Source organism: Stenotrophomonas sp. 96582_Sma, from assembly GCF_056480905.1.
This window is the reverse complement of record NZ_CM151122.1, coordinates 1501036-1514996: the sequence shown is the minus strand read 5'-3', so window position 1 is coordinate 1514996 and position 13961 is coordinate 1501036. Positions and strand designations below refer to the sequence as shown.

Sequence of the window (13961 nt, the reverse complement as noted above, 5' to 3'; positions counted from 1 at the left end):
CATATCGGTGCGCAGATCCGGGGTCTCCGGGGGTCTCCCGGACCGTGGCCAACTCCGTGAAACCCTTGTCAGAACGTGATCCAGGACACCTCTGTCATGGTCGTAATACGGCTGTAACAAAAACATCATTTCATAGCCGCATCCGCCGACGACGTCGGCTCTTCCCCGCTATGGAGTGACCATGAAACTGCACTCGGCCGGCCTTGCCGCCCTTTCCCTGGCCATCGCCCTGGGCCTGTCGGCCTGCGGTGGCGACAAGCAGGCCGCGCAGCAGCCGGCTGCCGACGGTGCCGCCGCCCCGGCCGCTGCCGGTGCCAAGGTGACCGCCGAAGTGTCCGGCGCGGGCGCGTCCTTCATCTTCCCGCTGGTCTCCAAGTGGTCGGCTGACTACAACACCAGCACCGGCGCCAAGATCAACTACCAGTCGATCGGCTCCGGTGGCGGCATCGCCCAGATCAAGGCCGGCACCGTCGACTTCGGCTCCTCCGACAAGCCGCTGAGCAGCGAAGAGCTGGCCCAGGCCGGCCTGGCGCAGTTCCCGTCCGCCATCGGCGGCGTGGTGCCGGTGGTCAACATCGAAGGCCTGGAAACCGGCAAGCTGCGCCTCAGCGGCGCCCTGCTGGCCGACATCTTCCTGGGCAAGGTCAAGACCTGGAACGACCCGGCCATCGTCGCCGCCAACCCGGGCGTGAAGCTGCCGGACGGCAAGATCACCCTGGTCCACCGTTCGGACGGTTCGGGCACCACCTTCAACTTCTCCAACTACCTGTCCAAGGTCAGCCCGGAGTGGAAGAGCAAGGTCGGCGAAGGCACCTCGGTGCAGTGGCCGGACGGCGTCGGTGGCAAGGGCAATGAAGGCGTCGCTTCCTACGTGAAGCAGATCAAGGGCTCGATCGGCTACGTCGAACTGGCCTACGCGCTGCAGAACGGCATGCCGTACACCGCCATGCAGAATGCGGCCGGCAACTGGGTCGAACCGAGCGCGGAAACCTTCGCCGCTGCGGCTGCCAGCGCCGACTGGGCCAGCGCCAAGGACTTCAACCTGGTCATCACCAACGCCCCGGGCGAGCAGGCGTGGCCGATCACCGCCACCAACTTCATGCTGATGCAGAAGCAGCCGAAGGACGCCAAGCGCAACCAGGACACCCTGGCCTTCTTCAAGTGGGCCTTCGAGAACGGCCAGGCCCAGGCCAACGAGCTGCACTACGTGCCGCTGCCGGCCGAACTGGTCAAGCAGATCGAGGCCTACTGGGCGACCGACCTGAAGTGATGGACACGACGGTGCCCGCCCCGCGCGGGCACCGCTTCTTCCACGCCGTGCCGCCCCGCCCCTTCCTGGCCCTGCCGTCCCCATGAATGCCATCGCCCAGCCTGTAGCCGCCCCGTCCACGCGTGATGCGCGTGATGCCCGCAACGACAAACTGTTCCGATGGGTGCTGGTCGGCACCGTCATCTTCGTCCTGATCGCCCTGGCCTGCGCTGCGCTGTCCATGCTGTGGGGCGGCCGCCATGCCCTGCAGATGCAGGGCCTGAGCTTCTTCTTCTCCGCCGACTGGAATCCGGTCGAAAACAAGTTCGGCGCCCTCGCTCCGATCTACGGCACCCTGGTCACCGCGCTCATCGCGATGGTCATCGCCGTGCCGGTCAGCTTCGGCATCGCCTTCTTCCTCACCGAAGTCGCGCCGCGCTGGCTGCGTGGCCCGGTCGGTACCGCCATCGAACTGCTGGCCGGCATTCCCTCGATCATCTACGGCATGTGGGGCCTGTTCGTGCTGGTGCCGGTGATGACCGAGTACGTCACCCCGTTCCTCAACGAGACGCTGGGCGAGATGCCGATCATCGGCCCGCTGTTCCAGGGCCCGCCGCTGGGCATCGGCATGCTCACCGCCGGTTTCGTGCTGGCCATCATGGTCATTCCGTTCATCTCCTCGGTGATGCGCGAAGTGTTCCTGACCGTGCCGACCCGCCTGAAGGAATCGGCCTACGCGCTGGGCTCCACCAAGTGGGAAGTGAGCTGGGACATCGTGCTGCCCTACACCCGCTCGGCAGTGATCGGCGGCATCTTCCTCGGCCTCGGCCGCGCCCTTGGCGAGACGATGGCGGTGGCCTTCGTGATCGGCAACAGCGTGCGCCTGTCGCCGTCGCTGCTGGAACCGGGCACCACCATCGCCGCGCTGATCGCCAACGATTTCGGCGAAGCCACTGAAACCTACCGCTCGGCCCTGCTGCTGCTCGGCTTCGTCCTCTTCATCGTCACCTTCGTGGTGCTGGCCATCGCCCGCCTGATGCTGATGCGCCTGTCCCGCAAGGAGGGCAACTGATGTCCACCACCGCTGATTCGCTGTACCTGCGCCGTCGCATCGGCAACGTCGTTGCGATCACCGCCTCCTGCGCCACCGCCCTGTTCGGCCTGTTCTTCCTGGGCTGGATCCTGTTCACCCTGGCCTCCAAGGGCCTGGCCGGCATCAACTGGGATCTGTTCACCAAGATGACGCCGCCGCCGATGCAGGAAGGCGGTCTCGCCAACGCCTTCTTCGGCAGTGCGGTGATGTGTGCGCTGGCGATCGGCATCGGCACCCCGCTGGGCGTGCTGGCCGGCACCTGGCTGGCCGAGTACGGCAACGCCCGCAAGGCCGGCACCGTGGTCCGCTTCGTCAACGACATCCTGCTGTCGGCCCCATCCATCGTGCTTGGCCTGTTCGTCTACACGCTGTACGTGATGCAGACCGGCGGCAACTTCTCGGCGTTCGCCGGTGCACTGTCGCTGGCCTTCATCGTGCTGCCGGTGGTGGTGCGCACCACCGACGAGATGCTGCGCCTGGTGCCCTCGCAGATGCGTGAGGCAGCCCTGTCGCTGGGTATCCCGCAGTGGAAGGTGATCGTGCAGGTGCTGTACCGCAGTGCCTCGGCCGGCATCATCACCGGCATCCTGCTGGCGCTGGCCCGCATCTCCGGCGAGACCGCACCGCTGCTGTTCACTGCCTTCGGCAACCAGTACTGGAACAACAACATCTTCCAGCCGATGGCCTCGGTGCCGGTGGTGATGAACCAGTTCGCCGGCAGCCCGTATGAATCCTGGCAGGTGCTGGCCTGGGCCGGTGCCCTGGTGCTCACCGTCTTCGTGTTGCTGGTCAGCCTTGCCGCCCGCGGCATCCTGCTGCGCAACCGTATCTCCCATGACTGACCTTTCCGTGGATAACGCCATGAACGACCTTTCCAACGCCGTGCCGATGCAGCGCATCGCCGTGCCGTCCTCGCACGAGAGCCTGCACACGCCGTCGCCGGTGAAGCTGGCTGCGCGTGGACTGGACTTCTACTACGACAAGTTCCATGCCCTGAAGGGCATCAACCTGGAGATCCCGGAAAAGCGCGTGACCGCGCTGATCGGTCCCTCCGGCTGCGGCAAGTCGACCCTGCTGCGCATCTTCAACCGCATCTACGCGCTGTACCCGAAGCTGGAGGCGCGTGGTGAAGTGCTGCTGGACGGCGAAAACATCCTGTCGCCGAAGTACCCGATGAACCGCCTGCGCAGCAAGGTCGGCATGGTGTTCCAGAAGCCGGTGCCGTTCCCGATGACCATCTTCGAGAACGTGGCCTACGGCATCCGCCACCACGAGAAGCTGAGCAAGGCCGACATGGCCGACCGCGTCGAGCAGGCACTGCGCCAGGGCGCGCTGTGGGACGAAGTGAAGGACAAGCTGGGGCAGAGCGCACTGGGCCTGTCCGGTGGCCAGCAGCAGCGCCTGTGCATCGCCCGTGCCGTGGCCCTGCGCCCGTCGGTGCTGCTGCTGGACGAGCCGACCTCGGCGCTGGATCCGATCTCGACCAGCCGCATCGAGCAGCTGGTGGAAGAGCTCAAGCACGAGTACACCATCGTCATCGTCACCCACAACATGCAGCAGGCCGCGCGCGTGTCCGACTACACCGCCTTCATGTACCTGGGCGACCTGATCGAGCACGACCGCACCGAAGTGATCTTCTCGCAGCCGTCGCAGCGGCAGACCGAGGATTACATCACCGGTCGCTTCGGCTGAAACGTCAGTCGACAGACAGACAATGTCAGTCGAGCATGGCTCGACTCTACAAATCACGCCAGCCAGGCATGGCCTGGCTCTACCCGGATTGCAGACCATGAATCTTCCCAACGACCACATCGTCAAGAGCTACGACGAAGAACAGCAGCGGCTGGTGGCCGAAATCGTGCGCATGGGCGAGATGGCCGTCGCTCAGCTCGAAGCGGCGATGGACGTGATCGAGAAGCGCGACGAGAACGCCGCCCATCGCATCATCGCCAACGACGAAGCGATCGATGCGCTGGAGCAGCAGATCAGCCATGACGTGATGCGCCTGGCGCTGCGTGGGCCGATGGCGCGCGACCTGCGCGAGATCCTGGCCGGCCTGCGCATCCCGGCCGACATCGAGCGCATCGGCGACTATGCGGCCAACGTTGCCAAGCGTTCGATCGCGCTGGGCAAAGTGCCGCCGCTGCCACAGATCCAGGGCCTGCGGGCGCTCGGCCGCCTGGCCGCGCAGCAGGTGCGCCGCGCCATTGCCGCCTACCGCGACAACGATGCCGACGCTGCGCTGGCGCTGCGCGAGGACGACGCCCGCCTGGACGCGCAGTACACCGCGCTGTTCCGCGAGCTGCTGACCTACATGATGGAAGACCCGCGCAACATCACCCCGTGCACCCACCTGCTGTTCATGGCCAAGAACCTGGAGCGCGTGGGCGACCACGCCACCAACATCGCCGAGAACGTGTGGTTCCTGGTGCATGGCGAGCAGCCGCTGCCGCCGCGTGAAAAACGCGACGAAACCTCCAGCACCGGACAGCCCTGACGCTGCACTGCAACACCGGAGTTGACTCCAAGGTGGCCGCTGTCCTGGTGACAGCGGCCCTTTTGTTTTGGGCGTTCTGGCCACCGGTCTCCCGCTCTGTAACAAATCTCACGAAAATTTGAGTTCTTGGCGAGGATTCGTTGAGTAGGATCGCTGCACCATCGATTCACCCCGGGCGCCTGCCCACCACCTAGGAGTAAGACCGATGAGCAGTTCCAACAAGACCCTGTCCCTGCTGACCGCTACGGCCCTGGCCGCCGGCCTGGGCATGACCGCCAGTGCCTCGGCCCTGAGCATGAGCGACCTGGCCCAGGGCTACCTGGTGGCTGGCCAGGCGGCAAAGGCTGCCGATACCAAGCACGCCGAAGGCAAGTGCGGCGCCGACGGCAAGACCGCTGAAGGCAAGTGCGGCGGTGACAAGGGCAAGGCTGCCGAAGGCAAGTGTGGCGAAGGCAAGTGCGGTGCCGACAAGGGCAAGGCTGCTGGTGCAGCCGCTGCCAAGACAGGCGACAAGAAGTCGGCTGAAGGCAAGTGCGGCGAAGGCAAGTGCGGTGCCAAGCACTGACGTCCGCGCCAGCGCCGTCCACCTGCGGTCGCCGCTTCGTGCGGCGGCCGCCGGGTTGGGGCTGCGCCGGGCGCTGCTGCAGGATCTGCGCGATGCACCGGCCGGTGACTTCGACTTCCTCGAATGCGCGCCGGAGAACTGGATCCATGTGGGTGGTCCCGCCGGGGATGCAATGGCCGAACTGGCGCAGCGCCATCCGTTGAGCTGCCACGGCCTGTCGTTGTCGCTTGGCGGCAGCGCGCCGCTGGATACGCAGCTGCTGGAACAGGTCGGCCAGTTCCTGGAAAAGCACCGCGTGCCGCTGTACAGCGAGCACCTGAGCTACTGCAGCGACGACGGTCACCTGTACGACCTGCTGCCGATTCCGTTCACCGACGAAGCCGTGCGCCACACTGCGGCACGCATCGCTCACGTGCAGGATCTGCTGGGCCGCCGCATTGCAGTGGAGAACGTGTCCTATTACCTGGCACCAGAACCGGCGATGGACGAACTGGCCTTCACCAATGCGGTGCTTGCCGAAGCCGACTGCGATCTGCTGCTGGACGTCAACAACGTCTACGTCAACGCCTGCAACCACGGCTACGATGCCGACACCTTCATCGCCGGGCTGCCCGCAGAGCGCGTCGTCTGCCTGCACGTGGCCGGGCACCTGGACGAGGCACCGGACCTGAAGATCGATACCCATGGCAGCGCGGTGATCGACCCGGTCTGGGAGCTGCTGGCGCGTACCTACGCGCGCATCGGCCCACGCCCCACCCTGCTCGAACGCGATTTCAACTTCCCCCCGTACGCCGAGCTGCAGGGCGAACTGCAGACCATCCGCCGCCTGCAGGCGACGCACGGGGGGACTGCACATGACTGACGCTCGCGGCACCCTGCGCGCGCAGCAGCACGCGTTCACTGCCCATCTGCGCGATCCGCAGGGCGTTCCACCGCCGGCTGGGCTGGAGGCACGCCGGGTCACGGTGTACCAACGGCTGCTGTTCAACAATCTGCTCGGCCTGTTGAGCAACGGCTTCCCGGTCTGCGTGCGCCTGCTCGGCGAGCCCGCCTGGAGCGACCTGGTGCGCCACTACTTCGCCACCCATCGCTGCCAGACACCGCTGTTCACCGAACTGGCCGCCGAATTCGTGCAGTGGCTGCAGGCACAGCCGCAGCTGCCGCACCCGGCGTTGGCCGAACTCGCTCATTACGAGTGGGTGGAGACCGCGCTGTACCAGTTGCAGGCCGAGCCGCTGCCGGCACCCGGCGACATCGATCCGCTGCAGGTACCGCTGCAGCGCTCACCCCTGGCGTGGCCGCTGCTGTATCAGTGGCCGGTGCATCGACTCGGTGCCGAGGATGCGCCAATGCAGCCGCCGGCGGAACCGACCGGCCTGCTGGTCCGCCGCGAGGCCGATGGCGAAGTGCGCTTCGCCGTGCTCAGCCCGCTGGCGGTATACCTGCTGTCCAGCGTCGGCGAACGACCCGGCCTCGATGGACATGCCTATCTGCGGCAATTGGCCGCTGCGAACGGCCTGGCTGAGGAGGCGCTGGCCGGGCCCGGTGCCGCGCTGCTGCAGCAGTTCCTGCAGGCCGGCGTGATCGGCCCGCTCACAGTCCCTGGCTGACGCCCTTTCCCCCACGGAGAACCACCGATGAACCTTCCGACCCTGGCCGCCACGCGTGGCCAGCTGGACCGTCTCGCCCCCTGGTTGGCCCCGCTCGGCCTGCGCCTGCTGCTGGCCTGGGAATACTTCGAATCCGGCCGCGAGAAACTGCGCGGCCAGAACTGGTTCGCCGACCTGCAGGACGCTTTCCCGTTCCCGTTCGACCAGCTGCCGGCCGCGCTGAACTGGCAGCTTGCCACCTGGTTCGAACTGCTCGGCGCGGCCTGCCTGTTGTTCGGTTTCGGCACCCGTTTCGCCGCCGCCAGCCTGCTGGTGCTGACCGTAGTGGCTACCTATGCGGTGCATTGGCCGATGGAGTGGAACTCGCTGGCCGACCTCGCCATGGGCTACGCGATCACTGACCAGGGCTTCGGCAACTTCAAGCTGCCGGTGCTGTTCATGGCCATGCTGCTGCCGCTGATCCTCACCGGCGCCGGCAGGCTGAGCGTGGATGCGTGGCTGGCGAGGTGGTCTCCCTCGGCCACGCCTGCACGGCCAGCAGTCCGGTAATCGCCAACCCTGGTCGGCGCACCGTGTGCCAACCAGGGTTGGCAGCTACCGGAATCCTGAGCGCGCGCTGCCCCGGTAGGTGTCGACCTTGGTCGACACACGCCCGCGCAGGGAACGCATGCACCGAAGGCTGGCCGGGCGCTCAGGGTCGCTCTGCTAGAATTCACGCATGACTGACCCCACCCCCGCACCTGCCGCCGCTCACGATTCCGCAGTCCCCCAGGCGCAGCGCGCGATGTCACAACGCTTCCGCGGCTTCCTGCCGGTGGTGGTGGACGTGGAAACCGGCGGCTTCGACAGCCAGCGCAACGCACTGCTGGAAATCGCCGCCGTGCCGATCGAGATGGACGAGAACGGCCTGCTCTACCCCGGCCAGACCGCCAGTGCCCACGTGGTGCCGGCCGAGGGCCTGGAGATCGACCCGAAGTCGCTGGAAGTGACCGGCATCATCCTCGACCACCCGTTCCGGCTGGCCAAGGAAGAGAAGGCGGCACTGGACCACATCTTCACCCCGGTACGCGCGGCCATGAAGAAGTACGGCTGCCAGCGCGCGATCCTGGTCGGCCACAACGCGCATTTCGACCTCGGCTTCGTCAATGCCGCCGTGGCGCGCACCGGCCACAAGCGCAATCCGTTCCATCCCTTCAGCGTGTTCGATACGGTGACCCTGGCCGGCATCGCCTACGGGCAGACCGTGCTGGCGCGTGCGGCCACCGCCGCCGGGCTGGGCTGGGATGCCAACGAGGCGCACAGCGCGGTGTATGACACCGAGCAGACCGCGCGGTTGTTCTGCACCATCGCCAACGCCTGGCCGCGGTAAGCCAGCCAACGGCGCAACCGCATCCACGCAGTGCGGACCAACGGTCCGCACCCACCACTCACCGGACGGTAGATCCACGCCATGCGTGGATGCGATCAACCAATACTCGTACGATCGCGGCCGTCGCTCTTGGCGCGGTACAACGCGCGATCTGCGCGCTGGTACAGCAGTGCCGGGGTGCGGTCGTCGGCATCCAGCTCCACCAGCCCTGCGCTGAAGGTCACGCGCAGTCCGTCCACGCCGGCCCAGTCGGGGTGGTCATGGAACAGGCCGCGCAGGCGCGCGCACAGCTGTGCGGCTTCCTCCAGGCGGGTGTCGTTGAGCAGCAGCGCAAACTCTTCGCCGCCAGTCCGCGCCGGCAGGTCCGAATCGCGGCTGGCGGCGGCGATCAACCGCGCCACCTGCACCAGCACCGCATCACCGATGCTGTGGCTGTGGCGGTCGTTGACGTCCTTGAAGTGGTCGATATCCAGCACCACCAGGCACAGCGGATGACCGCTGCGCTGCGAACGCGCGAAGTCACGCGCCAGCGTTTCATCGAAGGCACGGCGGTTGGCCAGGCCAGTCAGTGCATCCTCGCGGGCCTGCCGTTCGAATGCCTCGGCCTGGCGTGCGAGGCGCTCGGCCAGTTCGGTCTTTTCCTGGTTCAGCGCCTGCAGGTGCACGGTCTTGGCCTGCAGGTCGAAGGTCGCCTCGTCCACGCGCCGTGCCAGGCGCAGGTTGCTGGCCTTCAGCTGCTGCAGCAGCAGCCGGTACAGCGCCACCAGCCCGGCCAGCAGCAACAGGCCACCCAGCACCTGCACGCTGCGTCGCTGCCACCAGAACGGCTCCACGGTGAAGCTCCATACCGCTTCCTGCTGGCCCCAACTGCCACCCGGATGGGCAGCGGCCACGTGCAGGGTGTAGTCGCCCGGCGGCAGGCCAACGAACTCCACGCTGCGCTGCGGGCCGCGTTCGACCCACCCCGTATCCAGGCCATCCAACCGCGTGCGGTAGCGGATCCGGTCAGACATCAGGTAGCTCAGGCCGACATAACTCACCGCCAAGCGGCGACCGCCGGGAATGTAGTTGCGGTCCGGGCCTTCCCAATGCACCGGTGCGCCATCCACCTGCACGCTTTCAATCGCTGCCGGCGGTGAAAGACGCTCGCGGAAACGCTGCAGGCGTTGCGGATCGACGGTGCTCAGGCCTCCGGCGGTGACCACCCAGAACGTGCCGTCCTGGCGCAGGATCGCCGATGGCCCGGAGCTGCCGTTGGCCTGCGCGTTGGCCATGCCGTCAATCTCGTTGTAGCGCTCCACCACCACCCGGGGTGCGCGGCCATCGGCCACGGCGTTGAGGGTGGCCATGTCGGTGCGCAGCACGCCGCGGTTGCTGCTGATCCACACGTTGCCAAGGCGATCCGGCACCAGTTGGAACACCGCATCCACCGGCATGCCCTGCTCCAGCCCCACCCGTGCCAGCGTGCCGTTGCGCCAGCGGTACAGGCCACGGTCGCTGCTGATCCACATCGCGTCACCCAGCTGATGGAAGCCGAACACGCTGCGGCCACCTCCCATCGGCGCGAGGTCGATCGACTGCAAGTGATCGCCGCGCAGTACGCGGATGCCCTCGATGGTGCCGATCCACAGGTTGCCCTGGTGATCGTGCTCAAGCGCGGTGATCAGGCCGCTGGGCATACCCGCAACGCTTGATACCTGCACGCGGTCGCCGTCGATGCGGACCACGCCCTTCTGGGTGCCGGCCCAGACCACACCCTGCGGGTCCACGCTGATCGCGCGGATGTTGCCGCCCGGCATGCCATCGGCGGCGGCATAGTTGTGCCGCAGCCGGCCATCGGGGCCAAGACGGTAGACGCCATCACCGAACGTTCCGACCCACAGGTCACCGTCCGGGCCCTGCGCCAGGCTGAGCACCGAAGGTGCCTTGCCGCCGCGGTTGTGCAGCGGCATCGCGCGGAAGCGGCCATCAGCAGTCTGCAGGTCGAGGCCGCTGGCACTGCCGACCCACAGCTGGCGATCGCGGTCCTCGAACACGGTGCGCACATAGTCGCCACTGAGGCCATCGCGCTCGGTGTAGCTGCTGAACAGTGTTTCGCGCAGGCGGTACAGGCCACCGTTGGCACCCACCCAGATGCTGCCCTCGGCATCCTCGCGCAGGCTGACCACGCGCCCACCCGGCAGGTTCAGGCCCGCCGGCAGGCGCTCCAGGCCATGCGCTGAGATCCGCAGCAGGCCCTGGTTCTCGGTGCCCAGCCACAGGTCGCCATGGCGATCCTGCAGCATCGAGGTCAGGTGCAGCTGCCCCGGCAGGCGGTGCATCAGCACCAGCTGATCATCCTCCACCCGGTACAGGCGCTCGCCGGCGACGATCCACAGCGCGCCATCTGGAGCGCGGTACGGCCACGACAGGCCACTGCCGGCGCCCAGCCCCCACGCCGCGGGCGCCCGCTTGAGCACCCCGTCGTTGTCGCGCAGCACCAGTCCATCCAACGTGCCGGCCCAGACCCGGTCCTGCGCGTCGACCACCAGCTTGGTGAAGCTCATCGCCATCGGCAGGTCGGCGGCCGGAGCCTGGTAGACGATACCGGTGTCCGGCGTCAGATAGCCGATGCCCTTGCCTTCATACAGCAGCCACAGGCGGCCCTGGCTGTCCATCTGCATGGACTGGATCAGGACCTGCGGGGTATCGGCCTGGTGCTCCCAGACACGCCACTGGCCATCGTTGCCGCGATGGCTGACATTGCCCCGCGAATCACTGATCCACAGCCCACCCTGGCGGTCGACGAACAGCGCGCCGATGCCGTTGTCGCGCAGGCCCGGGCGGGTACTGCGGTCGAACACGGTGAAATCCAGCCCGTTGTAACGCACCAGGCCTTCCCAGGTGGCGAACCAGAGGTGGCCTTCGGGGGTCTGCGCGATGTCGCGCAGCGAGTTGTGCGGCAGGCCGTTGCGCGACGTCCATACATCAATGGCGTAGTCGCGCAGTGGCGGAGCCCCCTCCTGCGCTGCCACCGGCAGTGCAAGGGCCAGCAGCAGCCACAGCAGGCCCTGTCGCAGCCATCGACCGATATCTGATCCGCAGCGCTCCACCCAGCGCCCGATGTCCCCCTGTCCGGCCATCAGTGCAGCGGCGGCGGCCAGGCAGGGCTGCCGGGCCTGGCAGCATGCGGGAACTGCCGGGCAGCGCGGGACGGCATGCCGGCGGGAACGGGCTGGCTCATCGGGGGGGAACTGGGAAGATGCGCAGATGATAGGCCAAACCCGGCCCAGGGCGTCACCATCGCCAGCCGCGAAGGCTCAGCCCGCGCGGCCCGGCGGCGTCACCTGTGCACTGGCCGGCCACTGCACTACCGCCTCCAGCCCGCCTTCAACGCGGTTGCGCAGCCACAGCCGCGCCCCGTCTTTCTCAGCCAGGGCGCGGGCGATGGTCAGGCCCAGACCGGCGCCGCCGGTTTCGCGCGAACGCGAGGTTTCCACCCGCACGAACGGGTCGAACACGGCTTCCAGCTGATCCTCGGCCAGGCCCGGGCCGTCATCGGCCACCACCACGGTGATCGCGCCACCACTACGCTCGACCCGTACCCGCACCCGGTAGGCATACATCACCGCGTTGTCCACCAGGTTGGAAAACAGGCGATGCATGGCCAGCGGACGCAACATCAACACCGCTCCGCTGCCACCTTCGAAGACGACATCACCGCCGCCCTCGGCCGTGTCTTCAACGATGCTCTCCAGCAGCGAATCCAGGTCCAGTGCGGCGCGCTGCTCGGCGCTCTCCGCGCTGCGCGCCAGCTCCAGGCCTTCGCGCACCAACGCCTGCATCGCGGCCAGATCGCCGATCAGGCGCTCACGCAGCACCTCGTCGCTGACATTCTCCAGGCGCAGGCGCAGCCGGGTCAGCGGGGTCTGCAGGTCATGGGTGATCGCCGCCAGCATCTGCGTGCGCTCGGCCAGGTGCCGCTGCAGGCGATGCTGCATGGCGTTGAAGGCCTCTGCGGCGCGCTGCACTTCGCGCGGGCCGCGCAGCGGCAGTGGATCGCGCTGCAGGTCGTCGCCCAGGTCTTCGGCGGCTGCGGCCAGTTCCTGCAGCGGCGCGCTGGCCATGCGCGCGACGATATAGGCCAGCACCGCGATCGCCAGCACCAGCAGGGTCAGGAACCACGGGTCCACGGCGAGGATGCCGTTGTGTGCCACCGCCGGCGAATCCAGCGCCAGCTTCAGCAGCGTGCCGTCGTTGAGGGTCACGTCGACCGCACGGCACTTGGGCGGGATGAACGCCGGATCACGTTCGCGCGGATGCTTTCGATGCCCCGGTGGCGGCGGGGGCAGCAGGTCCTGCAGCTTGGGAATGCAGGAGCGGAACGAAGCGAAGTGCACATGCGCGCGTGCGACCGGGCCGGGCCGGTCATCGAGCACTTCCATCAACGCGGTATCGGCCCGTCCCAGGCGTGCGCCGGGTTGCAGCGCACGCACGCTCGGCCCACCGATTTCGAGCAGGCGCTCGCGCAGTTCGGGGTTGCCGTCGAGCAGGTTGACGTAGCCCTGGAGGCGGTCGGCGATGCGGTTCAGGTTCTGCCGCTCGAACTCCTGCTGGCGCTTGGAGGTGGCCAGCATGGTCGCGCCGATCGCGGCCACGCTCATGCCCAGCAGCAGGATCACGAACAACCGCCCGACCATCGAGGACAGGAAATGGCGCAGGCGCTTCATCGCGGCTTATTCCAGGTTCACCGAGGAGGCCAGTACATAGCCTTCGTTGCGCACGGTCTTGATCAGTCCGTCCGGGCCACCGTCGTCGCCCAGCTTGTTGCGCAGCCGGCTGACCTGCAGATCAATGGCGCGGTCCTGTGCCTCGTAGTTGCGGCCGCTGCTGAGAGCGACCAGCTGCTCGCGCGACAGCACCTTGTTGGCGTGGGCGATGAACACCCGCAGCAGGCGGAACTCGGCGCCGGACAGCACCACCACGCGATCGTCCGGGTCCACCAGGTGGCGATGCTCCAGATCGAACACCCAGCGCGAGAAGCGCGCACGGCGCACCGCCAGCGGCTCCAGGTTCGCCGGCAGCGCCTCGGTCCGGCGCAGCACGTTGCGGATGCGTGCCAGCAGCTCGCGCGGTTCGAACGGCTTGGCCAGGTAGTCGTCGGCGCCCATTTCCAGGCCCAGCACGCGGTCGATTGGCTCGGCACGCGCGGTCAGCATGATCACCGGCGTGTTCGAGCGCGCGCGCAGATCGCGGCACAGGGTCAGGCCATCCTCGCGCGGCAGGTTGAGGTCGAGCACGATCAGGTCCACGTGTTCGCGGTCCAGCAGCTGGCGCATGGCGGTGCCGTCTGCCGCCGTGCTCACCTGGTAGCCGGCCCGGCCGAGCTGTTCGGCCAGCAGGGTGCGGATGTCGTTGTCGTCGTCGACGATCAGCAGTCGATGCATCGTGTTTTCAGTCTCCATGTCGCGATCATCCCGTGTCGGCAGCTGAACCGCATCCGGGGCAATGCGTACCAGTGTATCCAGCCATGGGCGGGATACCTGTGGTTACGCGTATTCACCGACAGTGTTACATAGAGACATACCCCGAGGATTGA

13 protein-coding genes are annotated in these 13961 nt (G+C 67.3%); 10 read left to right on the top strand and 3 right to left on the bottom strand.

Going from position 1 to position 13961, the window contains the following annotated elements:
* Positions 1-181: 181 nt before the first annotated feature.
* The 10 genes from pstS to rnt all read left to right on the top strand — a co-directional run bounded on the left by pstS (position 182) and on the right by rnt (position 8383).
* A complete protein-coding gene (pstS, locus tag ACZK2R_RS07005) occupies positions 182-1270 on the top strand; it encodes a phosphate ABC transporter substrate-binding protein PstS (protein ID WP_125895763.1) in 1089 nt (362 codons plus the stop codon).
* 82 nt (positions 1271-1352) lie between these two features.
* On the top strand, positions 1353-2321 hold the full coding sequence (gene pstC / locus ACZK2R_RS07000) for a phosphate ABC transporter permease subunit PstC (protein WP_049421601.1): 969 nt from the start codon (positions 1353-1355) through the stop codon (positions 2319-2321).
* Positions 2321-3184, top strand: a complete 864-nt coding sequence (gene pstA / locus ACZK2R_RS06995; RefSeq protein ID WP_032127902.1) for a phosphate ABC transporter permease PstA — start codon at positions 2321-2323, stop codon at positions 3182-3184. The genes pstC and pstA overlap by 1 nt, the downstream gene beginning before the upstream one ends.
* Before the next feature lie 19 nt (positions 3185-3203).
* Positions 3204-4034 (top strand): phosphate ABC transporter ATP-binding protein PstB, encoded by an 831-nt coding sequence (pstB, locus tag ACZK2R_RS06990; protein ID WP_005408788.1) that lies wholly within the window; start codon positions 3204-3206, stop codon positions 4032-4034.
* 97 nt (positions 4035-4131) lie between these two features.
* A complete protein-coding gene (gene phoU, locus ACZK2R_RS06985; RefSeq protein ID WP_008265615.1) occupies positions 4132-4839 on the top strand; it encodes a phosphate signaling complex protein PhoU in 708 nt (235 codons plus the stop codon).
* A 205-nt stretch (positions 4840-5044) separates the two neighbouring features.
* Positions 5045-5404 carry an HvfA family oxazolone/thioamide-modified RiPP metallophore gene (locus tag ACZK2R_RS06980; RefSeq protein WP_125895762.1) on the top strand — a complete coding sequence of 120 codons (360 nt, stop codon included), beginning with the start codon at positions 5045-5047 and terminating at the stop codon, positions 5402-5404.
* Positions 5391-6266, top strand: a complete 876-nt coding sequence (locus ACZK2R_RS06975; protein ID WP_180838440.1) for an HvfB family MNIO-type RiPP peptide maturase — start codon at positions 5391-5393, stop codon at positions 6264-6266. Before ACZK2R_RS06980 ends, ACZK2R_RS06975 begins: the two co-directional genes overlap by 14 nt.
* Positions 6259-7014, top strand: a complete 756-nt coding sequence (locus ACZK2R_RS06970) for an HvfC family RiPP maturation protein (RefSeq protein ID WP_125895760.1) — start codon at positions 6259-6261, stop codon at positions 7012-7014. Before ACZK2R_RS06975 ends, ACZK2R_RS06970 begins: the two co-directional genes overlap by 8 nt.
* 27 nt (positions 7015-7041) lie before the next feature.
* Complete coding sequence (locus ACZK2R_RS06965; protein WP_180838439.1) at positions 7042-7563, top strand: HvfX family Cu-binding RiPP maturation protein; 522 nt, start codon at positions 7042-7044, stop codon at positions 7561-7563.
* A gap of 235 nt (positions 7564-7798) precedes the next feature.
* Entirely contained in the window at positions 7799-8383 is a 585-nt protein-coding gene (gene rnt, locus ACZK2R_RS06960) for a ribonuclease T (protein ID WP_005408782.1), read from the top strand.
* Between the two features lie 95 nt (positions 8384-8478).
* Here rnt and ACZK2R_RS06955 read toward each other — a convergent pair whose 3' ends face one another.
* The 3 genes from ACZK2R_RS06955 to ACZK2R_RS06945 form a co-directional block, all read right to left on the bottom strand.
* Entirely contained in the window at positions 8479-11505 is a 3027-nt protein-coding gene (locus tag ACZK2R_RS06955; protein ID WP_180838438.1) for a two-component regulator propeller domain-containing protein, read from the bottom strand.
* Between the two features lie 177 nt (positions 11506-11682).
* The gene (locus ACZK2R_RS06950) at positions 11683-13092 is read right to left on the bottom strand and encodes an ATP-binding protein (protein WP_032127908.1); all 1410 of its coding nucleotides are present in this window, start codon (positions 13090-13092) and stop codon (positions 11683-11685) included.
* A gap of 6 nt (positions 13093-13098) precedes the next feature.
* Complete coding sequence (locus tag ACZK2R_RS06945) at positions 13099-13827, bottom strand: response regulator (protein ID WP_005408779.1); 729 nt, start codon at positions 13825-13827, stop codon at positions 13099-13101.
* Positions 13828-13961: the final 134 nt, after the last annotated feature.